The organism is Tsuneonella sp. HG249 (assembly GCF_053819205.1).
This window is the reverse complement of the sequence record NZ_JBSOQY010000003.1, coordinates 97,643-113,897: the sequence shown is the minus strand read 5'-3', so window position 1 is coordinate 113,897 and position 16,255 is coordinate 97,643. Positions and strand designations below refer to the sequence as shown.

Annotated in this window: 10 protein-coding genes; 6 read left to right on the top strand and 4 right to left on the bottom strand. The window is 61.0% G+C overall.

Annotated features, from left to right (window positions below; genetic code table 11):
• Positions 1-9 precede the first annotated feature (9 nt).
• From ACWPM1_RS13485 to ACWPM1_RS13475, 3 genes are all read right to left on the bottom strand, one after another.
• On the bottom strand, positions 10-1,020 hold the full coding sequence (locus ACWPM1_RS13485) for a PD-(D/E)XK motif protein (RefSeq protein WP_455695423.1): 1,011 nt from the start codon (positions 1,018-1,020) through the stop codon (positions 10-12).
• Positions 1,013-3,625 (bottom strand): Z1 domain-containing protein, encoded by a 2,613-nt coding sequence (locus ACWPM1_RS13480; RefSeq protein WP_455695422.1) that lies wholly within the window; start codon positions 3,623-3,625, stop codon positions 1,013-1,015. Before ACWPM1_RS13480 ends, ACWPM1_RS13485 begins: the two co-directional genes overlap by 8 nt.
• Before the next feature lie 108 nt (positions 3,626-3,733).
• Entirely contained in the window at positions 3,734-5,278 is a 1,545-nt protein-coding gene (locus ACWPM1_RS13475; RefSeq protein ID WP_455695421.1) for a DNA cytosine methyltransferase, read from the bottom strand.
• Between the two features lie 65 nt (positions 5,279-5,343).
• Here ACWPM1_RS13475 and ACWPM1_RS13470 point away from each other — a divergent pair, with 65 nt between their 5' ends.
• The 6 genes from ACWPM1_RS13470 (at position 5,344) to ACWPM1_RS13445 (ending at position 13,673) form a co-directional block, all read left to right on the top strand.
• Positions 5,344-5,781, top strand: coding sequence for a very short patch repair endonuclease (locus tag ACWPM1_RS13470; protein WP_455695420.1), 438 nt, complete (start codon positions 5,344-5,346; stop codon positions 5,779-5,781).
• Positions 5,782-5,836: 55 nt separating this feature from the next.
• Positions 5,837-6,997, top strand: a complete 1,161-nt coding sequence (locus tag ACWPM1_RS13465; RefSeq protein ID WP_455695419.1) for an HNH endonuclease — start codon at positions 5,837-5,839, stop codon at positions 6,995-6,997.
• A 682-nt stretch (positions 6,998-7,679) separates the two neighbouring features.
• Entirely contained in the window at positions 7,680-8,135 is a 456-nt protein-coding gene (locus ACWPM1_RS13460) for a hypothetical protein (protein ID WP_455695418.1), read from the top strand.
• Positions 8,135-8,929: a hypothetical protein gene (locus ACWPM1_RS13455; RefSeq protein ID WP_455695417.1), complete on the top strand. Its 795-nt coding sequence runs from the start codon at positions 8,135-8,137 to the stop codon at positions 8,927-8,929. Before ACWPM1_RS13460 ends, ACWPM1_RS13455 begins: the two co-directional genes overlap by 1 nt.
• Before the next feature lie 339 nt (positions 8,930-9,268).
• Entirely contained in the window at positions 9,269-11,704 is a 2,436-nt protein-coding gene (locus ACWPM1_RS13450; RefSeq protein WP_455695416.1) for an ATP-binding protein, read from the top strand.
• Complete coding sequence (locus ACWPM1_RS13445; protein ID WP_455695415.1) at positions 11,697-13,673, top strand: hypothetical protein; 1,977 nt, start codon at positions 11,697-11,699, stop codon at positions 13,671-13,673. The genes ACWPM1_RS13450 and ACWPM1_RS13445 overlap by 8 nt, the downstream gene beginning before the upstream one ends.
• A 391-nt stretch (positions 13,674-14,064) precedes the next feature.
• On the opposite strand, the gene ACWPM1_RS13440 is transcribed toward ACWPM1_RS13445, so the two are convergent.
• Positions 14,065-16,155, bottom strand: a complete 2,091-nt coding sequence (locus ACWPM1_RS13440) for an alpha-galactosidase (RefSeq protein WP_455695414.1) — start codon at positions 16,153-16,155, stop codon at positions 14,065-14,067.
• Between the last annotated feature and the right edge of the window lie 100 nt (positions 16,156-16,255).

The following is a 16,255-nucleotide window of genomic DNA, read 5'->3' as shown; positions in this document are numbered from 1 at the left end:
AATGAAGGCTCAAGCTCGAAGGCACGCGATCATCCTCCCGAAAAATTCCCGGTGTTCGACCGGCGTGAGGCGGGCGTGCTCGGCTGCCGCGAGGTCGACGTCGTATCGCACTTTCGAGACTCCGGACGGAAGCGCGCCTGCGGAAAGCGAGTTGGCAATCAACCGGGGAAATGACGCGTCGATGCGATAGCCTTGTCTGCTTTCAAGCTGGAAGCTCGACGCATTCCATTCCTCGGCGAGCGGGTCCGGGCAGTCGACCCGGGCCAGCAGGTCGCGTATCCGGAGGGGGTTGCCGGACTTCGTCGAGACCCGGTTGAAGAGCGCTCCAAGCGAGAGTTCCCCGCCTGCTGCTTCTTCCAGCGTGTATCGGACCAGCCGCAGTTCGCCGCCCGCCGGCTCGAGGAGCTGATCGATCGACGTCACGTGAAGGGTCTGGTTGGCAGTCCGGCTGGTGGTCTTCACTTCTGCTGCCAGCGCGCCGCCGCGAAAGTCGTGACGGTCGCCAAGGGGACCGCGCCAGAGTTCGATGGCGGACGGCTCGATGTCGAGCAGTTCGTCGAGAAGCAGGAGCTCGCCGATCAGTCCGACAAGTCGCTCGGCCGGAACCGATGCGCCCTTCGGCACCAGCAGCATCCTGAATTCGTCGAGCGTGCTTGTGCAGGCACGGAGTGCGCCGTGACCTGCCGAAATCCGCGAGACGATTTCGTCGGCAACCTCTCCGAACACGCGGTCGAGCTCCGGCACTAGGCAAGTCAGGTCGAGAAAGCGCCACGATGTCCGGCCGAACGAGTAGTGCTCGTCGACGATCCTCAGCGTGGGTGTCTCCGCGATCGCCGGCACCCTCTCTGACGTACTCAACGGCACAAGCAGGCGGCCCTCACCATGCCGGCCCAGGGCAAATCGCACCGGCCCCGCATCGGCATCGATCCCGGAGAGCAGGCTGGGAACATCCTCGCCGTTCGAATCGTGGCCGCCCTGCCTGAGCCGGCGCCAGCATTCGGCCGCAGGACGATCAGACAAGGCCCCCAGCCTCCATTTCGCTGATCTCGGCTTCAAGGTCGTCGAGCTGCTCGGTGTCCTCCGGATTGAGGTCGACATGATAGTATCCGCCAGAACCGGTGGTCGAGCCCGGGAAGACGATTCCCAGACCCACTTGGTCGCCGACAGCGTCGAGAGGCACGCGCTCCCTTGAACCGGTGCGCGGTTCGGAATACCGGTCGATCGGGTAGAGAAGAAGAAGCGGTCGGTCCCCGATCCGGGCCCGCCTCAGGTTCTTGAGTTCCGTCCACTTGGTGTCTCGCCTGAATTCGGCATCGGGACAGTCGAGCATCACATCCTGACGCGACATGAGCGCCTTGATGTTGGCGGGACCTTCTGCCTTCGGCTTCAGCTTCGAGCGGTTGACCATGGGGACCGCACCAAGCGGTCCCAGCTCCCTTTCCGAACGGTGCGCGCCGCCTGACGTGATGACCCCGACATTCCAAGTCTCGAGGTCCTCGTCCTCCCGGTTGATGTAGCCCCTGAGGAATTCCGTCTTCATGTCGTTACGTGAAGTCTCGACATGGAACTTGCGAAGGAACTGCATGATGAGGTTCTTCGGCACCTCCTCGAACAGGATCCGGTCGTCACGGGGCGACCGGCAGCCGACGCTAGTTGCCGTCGCGAGCAGATCGGCTGCGGCCTGCCAGTTCCTCGACGTGATGGCCTGGTCCAGCTCGGCGAACTGGATGGTCTGGATGTGCTGACCCGAATAGCTGATGTCGCACTCGATCGCGTGCCGCATCTTTGCGGCCGCCGTGATCGCCATTCCCGGGATCGAACGGACACGCACGGCAAATTCCATCGGCGATACGCCGCGCTCGGAATACTGCGCCACATCCTCGCGGATTTCCTGCTCGATCGAGGCCAGCGCTCGGAATGATTCCTCGAGAGCCGCTGTCATCCAGATGCGCGGCAGGTCCTCGTATCCCTTCCGGTAACCGAACCACCGCCCCATCTGCAGCAATGTGTCATACTGGCTCGAGCTGCGCAGGAAGTAGCTGACCATCAGGCCTTCGAGCGTCAGACCCCGCGCAAGCACCGATCCGCCAACAACGATGTATGTCTTGGGTGCGCCGGCGTAGTCGATGCGATCCTCGCTTACACCGTTCTCTATCGGCACCTCGAGGACGTTGAGAACCTCATCGAGCTTCTGTGTCAGCTCGTCGAAGCTGACCGGTTCCTCCAGGGTGATGCCGTCTGGAAGACGGCCGGCTTCCTCCTCCCAGACCGTCTTCATGCGCTCGCTGATTTCGCTACCCGGCGTGAGGATACCGGTGCGATTCTTCTTGAGCCAGGCCTCGATCAGGCCGGCAAGCTTCTCGTGCATGATCACGAAGCTCGAGGTGTGCACGAGCATGGACATGTGTTGTCCGGCCTGACCCCTGACGCGCCGTGCCGCACAGCACGCGAGAAAGTACAGCACCGATTTCTCGAGTGTGGAAACGAGAAGCGGCTGGAACGCGTCCTTTTCGTCCCGGCGCCGCGGCTGGAGCAGGGCAATCTCCTCGTCCGGTACGGTGCGTATCACGTCTAGACCCTCCTCGCCCTGTGAGGGGTTTGAAGGATCGACAGGCTCTACGCCGAACAGCTGTTCCGTCCCGAAATATCCGTCGGGTCGTTCCAGCGCCGTAATGAAGTCCTTGGGATATAGATCGTCGAGATTGCCGTGCCGGTCGTGAGGGCTGATAAAGACATTGGCGAAGGGCGTCGCAGTGTACCCCACATAGGAATTTGCCGGCAGCACATGCAGCAGTTTGCGCACGAGCTCATTTATCCGCGTCATGTTGAGCTCGTTCGAGGCCGAATTAACGCTGGCCTGATCGGCTTCGTCGTCGATGATCAAGATCCTCATTTGGCGAAGCACTGAAAGCGGTGTGCGCTCGACCGTCTCGATGAGACGCTTCAGCGGCGCCACGTTCTTCTTGACGATCGCCATCTGGACCGACGGCGCCGCGGGAACGAAGAAGGCCCGGTTGGCGAGCCCCCTGAAGTCGCCAGCGTCGTCACCTGTCGTGAGCATCTGCCAGAGCGTGCGGTGGCGATCCGCCACGTCGGCCTCAAGCCTGCGCTGGGTTTGCTGCCGTAGCTTGTTGGTCAGGCCCGCAAGAACGATGATCGTGTTGTAGCCAGCGTCGAGGGACTTGGCGATCACCGCAGTCATGTTCGCGGTCTTGCCTGACTGGACATGGCCGATCACGAGCCCCCGACACGCGAACTTCTCCTGGCTCGGGTCGCCGAGCAGGGAGACGATCTCCGTCGAACTGTCGCCGATCGTCTTCAGGACAGTTCCTTCGCTCCATCCCTTCGCGTTGACGAGATAGGCGGAAAGCGCCGGCCAGTGTCGATCGGTCGAAGTGGGCCCGGCGTACCATTCCGGCTTCGGATCGAACATCGAACTCCGGCGCAGGATCTCGACCTGCTCCTCCTCCTCCTGGCGGACAAGCTGGTACGCTTCCTCCAGCCGCTGGATCTGCAGATCGGAAAGTGCCTCACCGAGATTTTCCTCGGTCTCGGCACGGAAGGCATCGCGCGCCGCCTCCAGCGAAGCGTGCTCCGCACGGTGGCGGCGAAGCGCCTTCGCCATCGACCTTATCTGTTCAGAACTCATGCGTCCCCTTCGCAGTCCGTTTCGACAAGCTCCTGAAACAGGACATCCAAGTCAACGACTTACTCCGAACAAGGTAACATAATGTCACCGCATTCTATGCTGATCGATGTCGGTTCCGAGTAATCGCGCGACGACAAGCGCTATCTGTCTCGCAAGCAGGGGGGGGACCGCGTTACCGACCTGGACGAACTGCTGGGTTCGATTGCCTTCGAAGAAGTAGTTATCAGGAAACGTCTGCAGCCGTGCGGCCTCCCGCACTGTCAGGCTTCTGCACTGCGTGAGATCAGGATGGATGAAGTAGTGGCCATCCTTCGAGATGTGGCTCGTTACGGTTGTCGAAGGGCGGCCCCAGACCTGGACCCGGAAACGATCGGCGAATTTCCCGGAATCCCAGTTCTGATGGTCGGGCGCCAGATCGCGCGGAAACTCGCTCGCCTTGGGTGACCGCTCGTGGATTTCCGCAAAGGCCGCCGCGAATGCATATCTCGCGAGATCGGCTTCCATGTGCCCTCGACTCTCGTGGTTCGGCAGGAAGTCGAGATCAGGATCCGAAATCCAGTCTCCCAGACAGTTGCTCCTAACCGAGCTCGGGCGGGTCGAACTTCTTGGCAGGGCTTCTCCCCGGTTCCTGATCTCCTTGGCGGCACTGGATAAGCGTTTGGCCACCGAAGAAAGCCATGGCTCGTCACTCCGACACGACGTCGCAGCCTTTCTGAAACCTTTCGATACCGCGGCTATCCATGCAGCATCAGAATCCTCACCGCGGCTAAGTCCGCTGCGCAACTCGGGCATCCCTTTCAGAACGTCTTCCACGGTAGCAGATGGCTCAGTCAGTTGCAGAAAAGCGTCGTCCAATGTGCCCGGCGGCAGTCGGTCGGCGATGTCCTTGCGCAGACCTACAAGGATGACTCGATGCCTGGCTTGCGGAATACCGAAGTCCTCGCTCCTTATCAGAAACCCGGGCAGGACTCCGCGCGCGTCGACTACGATCGGAATGAGAAGGTAGCTGTCTTTCGTGCCGCCTGCGGCTCTCAGATCCTCGAGGATGAGGTCGACTATGCGTTGTCCGCCGACCTTGGCGGAGGCCATTCCCTTGACATTTTCCATCACGAAGGCCGCAGGCTTGAGCTTCCGCAGAATGCTGATGTATTCTCGATAGAGAAAGTGACGATGATCCTCGGCTGGGTCATAGCCCTCGATACCCTTGTTCCGGGCGCGTCCGACCAGCGAATAGGCCTGACACGGCGGACCTCCAATGACGACGGTTTGCGCAGCGCCTTCGGCAACGAGATCCGAAAGACGGGTCGTCAGTTCCGCATCAGCTTCGGGCTTGCCCAGCTCCAGCATTGCGGTCTCCTGCTGTGCCTTCACCCATTCGGCCGGATGCGTGTCGATCATCTCCTGCTTGGAAATGCGACCCGAGACATAGTAGTGGTATTCCCGAGGCGCCCTGTCGAATTGCCGCACAAACGAGCGAAGCCTCAGCGTGGAAAACGCCGAGGGTTCCTTTTCGACGGAAAGCGCGATCGGAAATACACGCGCGCCCGACGAATTTCTGACACTCGAGAACCCTTCGGCGAGACCACCGGGGCCAGCAAATAGGTCTATGGTCTTGTAAGTACGGCCCATCGCGACAATGATTCTCCTCGAGCGCTTCCTGATACCAGGTTGCCCGAGGAGCACCAGGGTCAGAATTGGCAGATATCGTTGATCCCGAAACCCGATCGCGAATGATGGCTGGGATTCGCGGAAGGAATACCAGGCCGGAACTAGCTTTGCGCCATGCACTTCATGCGGCCGGCTACAGATATCGACTTCATCGCAGGGATCTGCCGGGGAGCCCGGATCTCGTCTTTTCGCAGTACAGGGCAGTCATCTTCGTGAATGGTTGCTTCTGGCATCGCCACGAAGGCTGTCGATTTGCGACGACACCGGCAACGAGAACCGAGTTCTGGCAGCAGAAGTTCGATGCAAATGTCGAGAGAGATGTCAGGAACAGAAATGAACTAAGTACGGCTGGCTGGCGCACGGGAATCGTCTGGGAATGCTCACTCAAGACATTGGGCGCTGAAGAGATGGTGACGAGGGTGGCCGACTGGTTGAAATCATCCAGCGAGTTTTTCGAAGCGTAATTACCGTGACTCTTGAGACCTCACAGCACCGGTCTCGGTCAATCAGGGGGGCAAGTTGGACTATTTCCTGCAATCAGACGATGACGGCCTGATCGAGGCTCGTATCACAATCGAAATCGGATCAATCGTCCTTCATAGTCGCAGTGGGGCGAGCAAGACAGCGCCGGCACGAAACCCGCAGTATGACATCGCGCTCACCGCCATTCTTGACCGGCTGGCACCCTACGTAGCCAAGGTTCATTCGATATATCTGGACAGCGAACCTGCTCGTCTCCGACCTGAATCAGAGCGCCTCCTCGCAGACACGGAGGCCATCGGGAAAATAAGCATCGGAGAGCTGCGAACGCTCGTCAGGCGGCGCATGAAGGCTTTCGGTCGAACACCCGGAATGCCGAAGGGTCAGGGTAACGCCAACAAGAGGCTCAGGATCGAGACAGACCTAGCCGGCAGCGAGCTTCTGGGACTGTTGCGAGCCAAGCCGCTTGCATCAGACGCTGCAACTTCGATCACGAATAAGACGACTGCCATTGTCCAACGCCTGCCGTCCTCCGAGCTGCGCAAGGTGAAGCCTGAGCACATCGAGAAAGCTCTGCACCGTTTGACGACAGGCGACGAGGCAACAAACTTTGCTGATTCCACCGACTATGATGTCCTCACGCCTGACGGTAGAGCCTTTGCCCCAAAGAAAGTGTTTGGTCTGGCCCTCGAAGAGGCACTGGAAATTGAGGCAATGCCCGGACATTTCAGTGCCGGATGGGGCACGCCGTGCTTTGACATCCTCGAAGACTGCAATCTCTGGATCGTTGCCAAGCGCCCGGAAGCTGTCCGACCGCCGCAGCCAAACGCCAATACCGGCCTGAGTGACAATGCAGTTCCCGCTTCGGACGAGGAAAGGGTCTGGATCGAAGGCAATCCGCGTATGGTTCGTCACTTGCGTCGAGAACGCAAGGCTGGACTTGCCAAGGCCAAACGCGAGGAATTCAAGGCACTCCACGGCGAGCTCAAATGCGAGAGCTGCGGATTCCAGCCAAAGGTATCATTTGGAGATGAGACTGGTGATGCCTGCATTGAGGTTCATCATGCTGCGATCCAGGTCTCGGAAATGGAGGGCGCTCACGAGACCAAGCTTTCTGATCTCAAATGCCTTTGCGCAAACTGTCATCGAGTGCTGCATCGAAGGCTGGCGCTCGGCAGGCAAGGCGGCAAATTTGCCTGAAGCCATCAGCAAATGCAGCATCTTCTGGCTGCAGCGGTCAATTGCTCCTCTTAGCCTAAGAAATTCGCCTAGTGGAAACCAGCAGGTCCTTTCCGTAAATTTCACTAATTCAGCAACAGATCAGCGGACCTTTTAATTTCAGCTGTGAGGGAAACGACGTTTGGCCACCCTATTCAAGAAGGATGATGCTGGCTTTATCAGCTGGCGAAACCGTAATCCGAGCGGTTACATCTGCAACATGCCAAACCCTGTGGCGGGCAATGAGCGCGACTATTTCCTAGGCCATATTTGCCTACATAAGGTTGGCTGTTGCACGATTTCGCCAAACAAGAACGGCGAAAAACCTTGGACTAGCACTGACTACTTCAAAGTTTGCGCAGGTGAAATTCGAGAGATCGAGTCCTGGATCCGCCACAATGCTGATTTACCTGCGAACTGGAACATCAAGCGGTGCGCCAAGTGCGCGCCTTAGGAAGCAAGGAAATTCAAAAGCTGAACACGCGGCCAGCCAGTCGATGGCCACGGCGAACCAGTCCGGACCCCGATCGACTGCCATCCCTTGAGAAACGCAAGACCAAACCCGTTGTTCGCAATCAAACGCGACTGAAGCGTTCGCGGCGTCGCCTTCAGCGCGATCTCGCCAAATGGTACTACTCCTGTCAAAACGTCGGCAGGAGACATTATGGCCGTCAACGAAGATGTCATGACAATCATCCGCATCCTCAACGAGGAAGGATTCAGCGTCCTTGCCGGCGACCTCATGGTCGAAATCAGCCAGGGACGAGACTCACGCCAACTCGATGAAGAGGCGCTCGATACCGAGAAAGCCGATTACGATGCGCGAGATCCGATCTCGCCCGAGGATCAGCTCCCGGCAGCCATGCAAATCCTGCATCGCCGACTCGTCGCACCGGCAAGGGCGCTTGCCGAAGCGGAGCGTCTGCTGGGTGAACTTGGGAAGGGCAAACCGGTCCGCATCCGGTTCGTCGACCCCGTCGAAGGCACCGACCGGCTGGCGACGGCCCGCGACGACAATCCCAATTCTCCGCTCGGCCGCGACGAAATTGGCCAGAGCGATGTTGCCGACAAGCTCGACCAACTGTTGGCCCGGATCGCAACACCCGGGGCGATCGTCTGATGGCGCTCAACTCCACCGCCGAGACCGAATTGCGCAACATGCTGCGCGCGTTTCGCGCGGCGCACGGACCGACCGCCGTGCCCAATGGCGATGGTAAAGCGCTCGAAGCGTGGCTGCTTGTGAAGATTGCCATGGAAGCGAGACGGACCGGTCACTGGACGGTCGAGTTGCGACGCGGCGACGGCTCACCGCTCCCCGCTGGCCAGCCTTTTGACTTGCCGGGAGGTCCGAGCCAATTGCGCCCGAGCAATCCGTCCGGTCCCTGTTTCGTCCATCTCGAGCACAATCTGCATGGCACCCGGCTCGAGATCCACGGTAGCCTGCAATGGATGGGACGCAGCAATGCGCGGCACGAGTGCGATGTCTCGGTAATCCCGGCGGAAATCGCTGAGCGGCTTCGGTTCAACGGTGGTGGCTATCCGCACGGACTCCCAATTGCTGCCATCGAGTGCAAGGACAAGACGGGGGACGGCGTGCTCGACGAAACGCGCCAAACTCTAGCACGGATGTTCGACCTTGCCTTAATCACGGCGCCGCAGGGCATTGGCGAGTGTCGTATTTTCGAAGTGTCTACCAACTCCCGCTGGGGAATTCGCAACACCACCTATCGCGGACTTTATTCGACCGGCACATTTGCCATTGCTCGCGCTGGCAATTTCCAACCTGGCGCGCGGCGCTTGGCAACGCACTACTACATCGCAACGCTGGATTCGATTTACGCAGCGCCGGGAGCATCGGTGGGTGCCCTGATGTCGCGATGGCGGATGACACTCGCAGGCATCACCACCTTCTAAGGGGCGTCTGGGGTCGATCCACATGGCGGCTGCCGTCACGCCTAATCTCGCGCCCTGTCCAGCGATGACCCCTGCCGGACATTTGCGCCGAGCGGCTGGCAGCCCGCCATAGCGAGTACTCTTCCGCTGAGTGAACTGGAAGGGACCCCGCGGGGCCTTCGCCAGATAGTTGCGGCGAATGTTGCCCAATTCCAGCAGCCTTGTTCAGCGGCGTGGCGAAGCGGCTCTGCCGCCGACTGCGGCGAATAATCTTTCAAAAGCGAGACGGGACTAGGGCGCCGGTTGTCAAAGACCGTCCGCTACGGTTAGGCCAAGGATCAACCCTGAACGACGGAAATCATGACCAGCAGCCTCAGCCCCAGCCCCGCCAGCGCAACCCTCGAAGACTATCTGGCCAGCGACTACCATCGTGATGTGGCCGACATCCGCGAGCTTGAAGGGATGATCGAGCGCGCAGCGAATGTGTTCCTCTACGCGCAGGCAGACGACGGAACATGGGCGTACGACATTTCCCGGGACGAGAAGCCGGTCGTGCCGGAGAGTCCGAAATTGTCGCATGGTACGCAGGGCATGATCGCCGCCGTCCTTTCGAAGATAACCGGAGACTCCCGTCTTCGGGCAGTGAAGCTTGCCCGGCTGAAGCCGGAGTTCAGACGGCATCTCGGAGCGGCGCTGAACGCGGGCCTGAACCGGCTGGAGCAAGATGTTGCCGATAAGATGGCCCTCATCTCCGGGTCGTTCGGCCGGAATGACCCGATCACCGCGAGCCACGTCAGCGAGCTTCGAGGAGGGCAAGTCGGCAACGACATCTGTACGAGCGCGTCCAAGATCCTAGGTTCGGCATCCGTGGCAATCACCAAGTTGGTGAGTGTCGATCCAAATGGTGACAGCTCCTTGCTGCCGACGTTACCCTTTTACTATACAAAGCCTACCGACGCGCTGGATGCAGAGGGCACGAAGCCTACGGATGAGGCAGAGGCAAAGGGCACGAAGCCGCCAAAGTATCTGCGCAACGCATTTGTGCCGCTGCGCATCGCTCGCATGGTTGCCGAGTCCGACGCTTACAAGAAGAACCTGACCAGCTCGAGTGACGTTCAGGATCAGACATGCGAAGGCATTTTTGAAGTACAACCGAGCTTCAAGGCGAACTACCGGCGTTTCTTCGAGTCGACCCTGCATGAGCAGCTTTCGTACAGCGACATACCCGACAGCCGGTTCGATCCGGCTGAGCTCATTTTTTGCCTTGAGGGCTTGCTGATCGTTTCCCGGCGATCGGTGGACGAGCGGCTGATGGCTCGCGTTCTCGATGTTCTCGAGGCGAGGCAGGACGAAAGCGCACACTGGCGGCCAAATCGCCCTCTTTACGCCACCCCGCAAGGCATGACGATGCTTCCGATCAGCGTCGAAGGCGCCGTTTCCGTGATGCGATCGATCGCGGCCTTCGACGAGAACAGCGATTTTCAGGAGTTCAGCCGTCGCGCCGTCGGCATGCTGCGTCGCTTCTGGCAGTGGCTGCTCGCCCGGTCAGTGGCATTCGAGCTAGAGCCGAAAGTCGTGACGGCGCAGACGCTGGCGGAAGCGGCAGGCGATGGCTCTCAGCCGGAAGCCGGGAAGGGCAACTACCACAAGCTTTTGGGCTGGCACTCCGAGCATGTGAACAACCCAGGCCTGATCCAGCTTTGGGACACAAGCCAGGTCGTCGAGTTCATGCTCGGCTATCGCGACTTGCTCCAGCGCTCGGTGGCCGGACAGACGCTGGAGCTTTCTGGCCTGAAGGTGAATCGCTCCGCCGGTCGCCGCTCGGATGACCCCGTCAAGAAATGGGCCGAGATCGAAAGGGATTTCGAACCACAACTTGGTTCCTCGAAGGAAGACCAAGTCTACGACAAGATCAGGAAATCCTTCATCGTGCCCTGGGCTGAGAACCAAGAGGACAAGGTCTCCTCGATGCTGCTTTACGGGCCGCCGGGCACCGGCAAGAGCACGGTCGGGGAGAATATCGCCAAAGCGCTGGGCATGCGCATGATCACCGTCACTGTGAGCGACTTTCTCGGCCGCGGCGGCGCTTACGTGGAGGCGCGCGCCAAGGCCATCTTCCAAACACTCGAAGCGCAGTTCGACACCGTCATCCTGTTCGACGAAATCGACGCCTTCCTCCTCGATCGGGACAGCGCGCGCTATGATAAACAGGACACTTTATTCCAATTCCTGACGCCTGGGATGCTCACCAAAATCAACGACCTGCACAAGCTCGCGCGATCGATCTTCATCATCGCCACTAACTACAAGGACCGGATCGATCCCGCCATCCAGCGCAAGGGGCGCATCGACCAGCATTATCTTCTCGGCCTGCCGGACAAGAAGCGGCGAGAGGCGATTTTGAGGAAGGAGATTGGGCTTCGAGACGACAGCACAGTTCTAAGCGAGCTCGTCGATAGATCTGTGTTTTATGGCTACTCGGACATCAAGGCTGCCGTCCAAGATGTCGGCGGGAAGGGCGCGAGTGAAGAGGCAGTCGCTGAGAGGCTCGCAGAGCCGGAGCGCGCACCTGCGACCGTCGCGTCATACCTCAAGCGGGTGAAGGTGAAGGACGGAGAGTTAGATTGGAGCGACTTCCCGCCAATCGAGTTTGATGGGCTTTGGAAACTCTGGCACGAGACGCATCAAACCAAGGGGATCGACGATCTGTTCGCAGCTTACAAGAATGGCGCCCCCCAGCACGATAAATTGCTCGAACAGCTCAAGGAGCAGCTCAAGCTGAATGTGGATGCCTGACTTTCCCCCCCAGCCCCTCGCCGCTATCCGCCAGATCTGGCGCTCGGCCTTCGGCTCCACCCGCGTCGCTTATCTCTCCGGCCCGATCACCACCGGCCGCCGCTTCATCGACTGGTGGCGCGGCGGCGGGCATGCGCTCGCGGCGGATTCGGAAGAGTATCGCGCCGCCCTCCGCGAGCAAGTTATTGCGCCCAACGAGGAGGCGCTGAAGCTCGCCGCCGAGTTGCTGCGCACCCGCCATGCCGAGCCGGTGATCGAGCCAGCCACCTTGTTCGTCAGCCACTGGTCGCAGACCGACTATCTCGAGCTCTGGGAGCGGTTCATCACCGATCATGCCAGCCGCATCCTGCTGATGGAGGGTTGGGAGTTCAGCGCGGGCTGCGCGTCGGAATTCTGCCGCGCCCACCTCGAGGGGGTGCCGACCGCGCGGATCGACGGCACGCCCGTGGTCGCGCGCGACGGTATTGCCGCGATCCGCCGAGCGCTGGCGGAAGTCGAGGCGCTCGATCCGGTGCCCGCCTATCTTGCGGAGACACTGCGCACGACGGCGCAACGTCTCGAAGCGACGCTGCCAGCCATCGTCTACGTTCCCGGCGGAGGCGTGCCGCGCAAGGACGCATCGCTGGACCGTCTTGCCGAGCTGATAAATGTTGCCCAATTCGTCAGTTATGAGCCGCACCGCGGGAAGCCGAAGCAGGCCTTCTCACGGGTCCTCGGCGAAGAGCCCAATCGCGGCTTTTCCGGCGTGCGGGAGAGCGCGGAAATCTTGCTCGCTCGCAGCGCCGACGGCTCTGTCAACGTCCGCAGCTTCACTCCAGAAAGCCCGCTCAGCCGCGAGTTCATCTACGGCCTCAAAAGCGTTGACGAGGTGAGCTCGGCCGTTCTCCGCCTGACTCGCGAGGGCCTTCATACGATCGTGAACGAGACGGTCGACATCCACGATGGCGGCGTATCGGGCGTGATCCTCGGCAATCTCATTGAGTTCGCACCCGACGACACGCCGCGCGCTGTCGAGAAGCCCGGCACGGCCTCGCTCCCGCTCGGCTGGGGCTCGCGCCTACTCGTCACAGTCTACGGCTTCGAGCCCGACCTCGCCGTACCCGAAAACACCCGCCTCGAATTCAGCATCCACCCTAAGCCGCGCGGCTGGCGGCATACGCATACGCTCGGTTGGGAGATCGCCGAGCATGAGGGGCTCGGACTGCCGCCGCCGATCCAATGGCCGAACCGCTTCAGCCGCATGATCGGCGACAAGGTGTTCGGCCTCCTCGTAGCGCACCATATAGGCCTTCCGGTCCCCCGCACCGCCGTCGTTAACCGACGCGTCGCGCCGTTCAGCTTCGGCCAGCGGACGGGCTCTGCCGAGGTCTGGTTCCGGACCGCGCCGACCGAGCAGATGCCGGGCAAATTCACGACCACGCGCGGCTGGACCGATCCCTTCCAGATCATGGCGGCAGAGGATCCCGAGCATGAGGCGATCGCGTCGATCGTCAGCCAGGCGAGCGTCGTCCCGCACTATTCGGGCGCTTCTATCGTGCTTCAGTCGGGCGAGATCGCCACCGAAGGGGTAGCCGGCGCAGGCGACGCCTTCATGCAGGGCACCGCTAAGGCTCAGCTGCTTCCGGCGGCGGTAATCGAGGACGTGAGGAGGCTCCATGCCGCCGCGTCCGAGCTGGGCGCGATCCGGCTCGAATGGGTGCATGACGGCGAGCGGGCGTGGGTTGTACAATTGCACCGCGGCGCCACCGTCAGCACGGCGGGCGTGCTCGTTCCCGGCGGGGCGCGGCACTGGAGGCCGTTCGAAGTGTCGAACGGCCTCGACCAGCTGCGGAGATTGATCGCCGAACTCCAGCCCGATCACGGCCTCGAGCTGATCGGCGAGGTCGGCTTGACTAGTCACATCGCAGACGTGATCCGCAAGGCGAAGATACCAGCACGGTTCCACTCCGAGGGGGAGAGGGCTGCCTAAGTACGCATGACTCACAATCGAAGAGCGAAACGGAGGTTGATATCTGCGATTGGGACTCGCATCCTATTCACTTGCACAACCTTGGCGCTACTATCGGGGCCTCATTAAAATTTGCTGTGCAATTTATAATTAATGCCAACTAGTTGGGTGGTAAAAGGCGAGTCCTCTTCTGCCGGGTGAATCGGGAGGGACCCACAGCGGGGGCCTCCACGGGATAGGGTCTGCGAAAGCGGCCCGATCTTAAGAGCCTTTTCGAGCAAGTCGAAGACGGTAGTAGGACCCACACAGACGTCTGCTGATGGGCCGTAAGCGGCGAGGCAGCTTTCAAACAATAAGCAGCAGTTTGCCGTCATAATAAAGACGATCGACCGGTTAGAAATCGTGATCAGCCTTAAGGTCGCTCCAGAAGGAAGATAGCGACTGACTCTCCTGCCAACGGAGGCAAGGGCAATCCTACCTTTGCCAACCAATCGCCTTCAATCCGGACGCTTTGACCGTCGCGAATCCCCCAAGGTTCAGCGCCGAGCCAGCGACTGGGACCGGCAAGCTTGAGAAGCCGGACATTCCATTCCCCACCGCGAACGCAGGGCAAAGGCAGCGGCGGCGAGCGGCGCATCTCGGAAATGGAGGTGCGGATCGCATACAAGAGGCAACGATCACCCCCGTGGTGAGCCTGCCATACGATCCCTTCCCCCTCTCCCAAGTGCACTTGCCCACAATGTATGAGGGAGCGCCACGCCTTGTAGAAGCTGATCCACTCAGACAATCTAGCCTTATCGCCCTCGGCCAAAAGCGTCGGATCGAGCTCGATCCCGAAGTGACCCATGCTGGCGATCGCCGCCCGAAAATTCAGCGACTGGCTTCGTCCGGTCGCGTGGGCCGGGGCGGCGCCGATGTGGGCTCCCATCAATTCCTGCGGCAAGAACGCTGCGAACCCACGCTGGATGCTCACCCGTGCCACGGCATCCAGATTGTCGCTGGTCCAGAAGCGGTGAGTGTAGGCGGCGATGCCCGCGTCAGACCGTCCTCCGCCGCCGGCGCAGCTTTCGATCTCCACCGAAGGATGGGACGTGCGCAACCGTGATATGAGGTCGTACGTGCCCGCCACCTGGGTCGCTCCACCCGGGGGAGCAAGATCGCGGTTATGATCCCACTTCAGGTAGCCGATCGGTGCGTCGCGCAGAAGGCGATCAAGCGATGCGAACAGGTAATCGCGGACATCGGGCCGGCGCATATCGAGCACCAACTGATGCCGGGCGGTGGGTCGATCCCGATCTGGCAGCGCAAGCACCCAATCTGGGTGCGCCCGATACAAGTCGCTATCGGGATTGACCATTTCCGGTTCCACCCACAAGCCGAATTGCATGCCGAGAGCCTCGACTTTTCGTGCCAGCGGTCCGAGCCCGTTGGGATAGATTACCGGATCGGGAGTCCAATCGCCCAGCGCGCGGCGATCGTCGCGGCGGCCTTTGAACCAGCCGTCGTCGAGCACGAAGCGCTCCACGCCCATGTCCGCGGCAGTCTCGGCGAGGGCGCCAATCCTGGCCTCGTCATGCGCGAAGTAGCATGCCTCCCAGGTGTTGAGATGCACTGGGCGGGGCTGCATCGCGCCTCCCGGCCAACGCACGCTGGCGCGCACAGCCGCGTGGTGCTGAGTCATGGCGCCGTTCGTCCCCAACGCGGAGATCGCCAGATACGCGGCCGGCGAAGTATAGCGCGAGCCCGCCTCTAAGACGACTTCACCCGCCTCGAAACACGCCTCGGCGCTCGCAATCCAGCCGCCCTGGTCGTTTCGTTCGATTGCCAGCCGCGTGTTGCCCGACCAGGCGAGCTGCAACGCGAACACGATACCCGTGTCGCGGGTCGCGCCCTCGGCCAGGCAGTAGAAGCCGGGCGGGCCGCCATGGCCGCCAATCCCCCGACGCGTTTCGCGCAACCATGAGTGTGCGGGCATGGCCTCGCGGCATTCCGCGAGTTCGGCCGCATGAACCCCGCGCCACGAACGCAGCTCACTCGAGTATGCGGGCAATGGGAAAACCGCGCTCGGGAGCCGTTCCACAACAACTGCCTCAACCCCGCGATTTTCAATCGCGGCTGAAAAGTTCAACGCTCCGCCCGGGAGCGATACGAGCTCGACTGACGCCCACAGGTGAGAGACCGGATCGCCAAGCTCGATCCTCAAACGGTTGCCGCAATGGTCAAACGAGCTTTCGCTGAAGGCGACCGGTAGGCCCGTGCCGTCCAGCCGGCGCAACTCCAGCGCGGCCGGGCCGAACCAGCCCAGGCCTCGCGTCGGCAAGAGCGGTAGGCCGACCTCGCTATCGAGCGAGAAGGTCGCATTCGCCAGCCAGCGCTCGAGCGGGCCAGAGGGCGGGTTGCTCGTGCTCTCGCCAAGATGACGCCAGACGACGTCGCCGGCAGTCGTCTGCTCAACTACCGCACTCCATTCCGCGCCATCGAGTCGGGCCGGGGCTCTTGTCATGTGCGACCTCCTCATCGCGCCTTCTTACTGACGCCTCTGCCACTAAGGCGCTCGCCGGTATGCCTACAAGAGGCATATGGACGGCAACGACGCACACGCT

Excerpts from the sequence above, each read along its gene's own strand:
- ACWPM1_RS13450 (WP_455695416.1), top strand. The coding sequence starts at position 9,269 with ATGACCAGCAGCCTCAGCCCCAGCCCCGCCAGCGCAACCCTCGAAGAC.
- ACWPM1_RS13480 (WP_455695422.1), bottom strand. The coding sequence starts at position 3,625 with ATGGCGAAGGCGCTTCGCCGCCACCGTGCGGAGCACGCTTCGCTGGAG.
- ACWPM1_RS13475 (WP_455695421.1), bottom strand. The coding sequence starts at position 5,278 with ATGGGCCGTACTTACAAGACCATAGACCTATTTGCTGGCCCCGGTGGT.
- ACWPM1_RS13440 (WP_455695414.1), bottom strand. The coding sequence starts at position 16,155 with ATGACAAGAGCCCCGGCCCGACTCGATGGCGCGGAATGGAGTGCGGTA.
- ACWPM1_RS13445 (WP_455695415.1), top strand. The coding sequence starts at position 11,697 with ATGCCTGACTTTCCCCCCCAGCCCCTCGCCGCTATCCGCCAGATCTGG.
- ACWPM1_RS13460 (WP_455695418.1), top strand. The coding sequence starts at position 7,680 with ATGGCCGTCAACGAAGATGTCATGACAATCATCCGCATCCTCAACGAG.
- ACWPM1_RS13455 (WP_455695417.1), top strand. The coding sequence starts at position 8,135 with ATGGCGCTCAACTCCACCGCCGAGACCGAATTGCGCAACATGCTGCGC.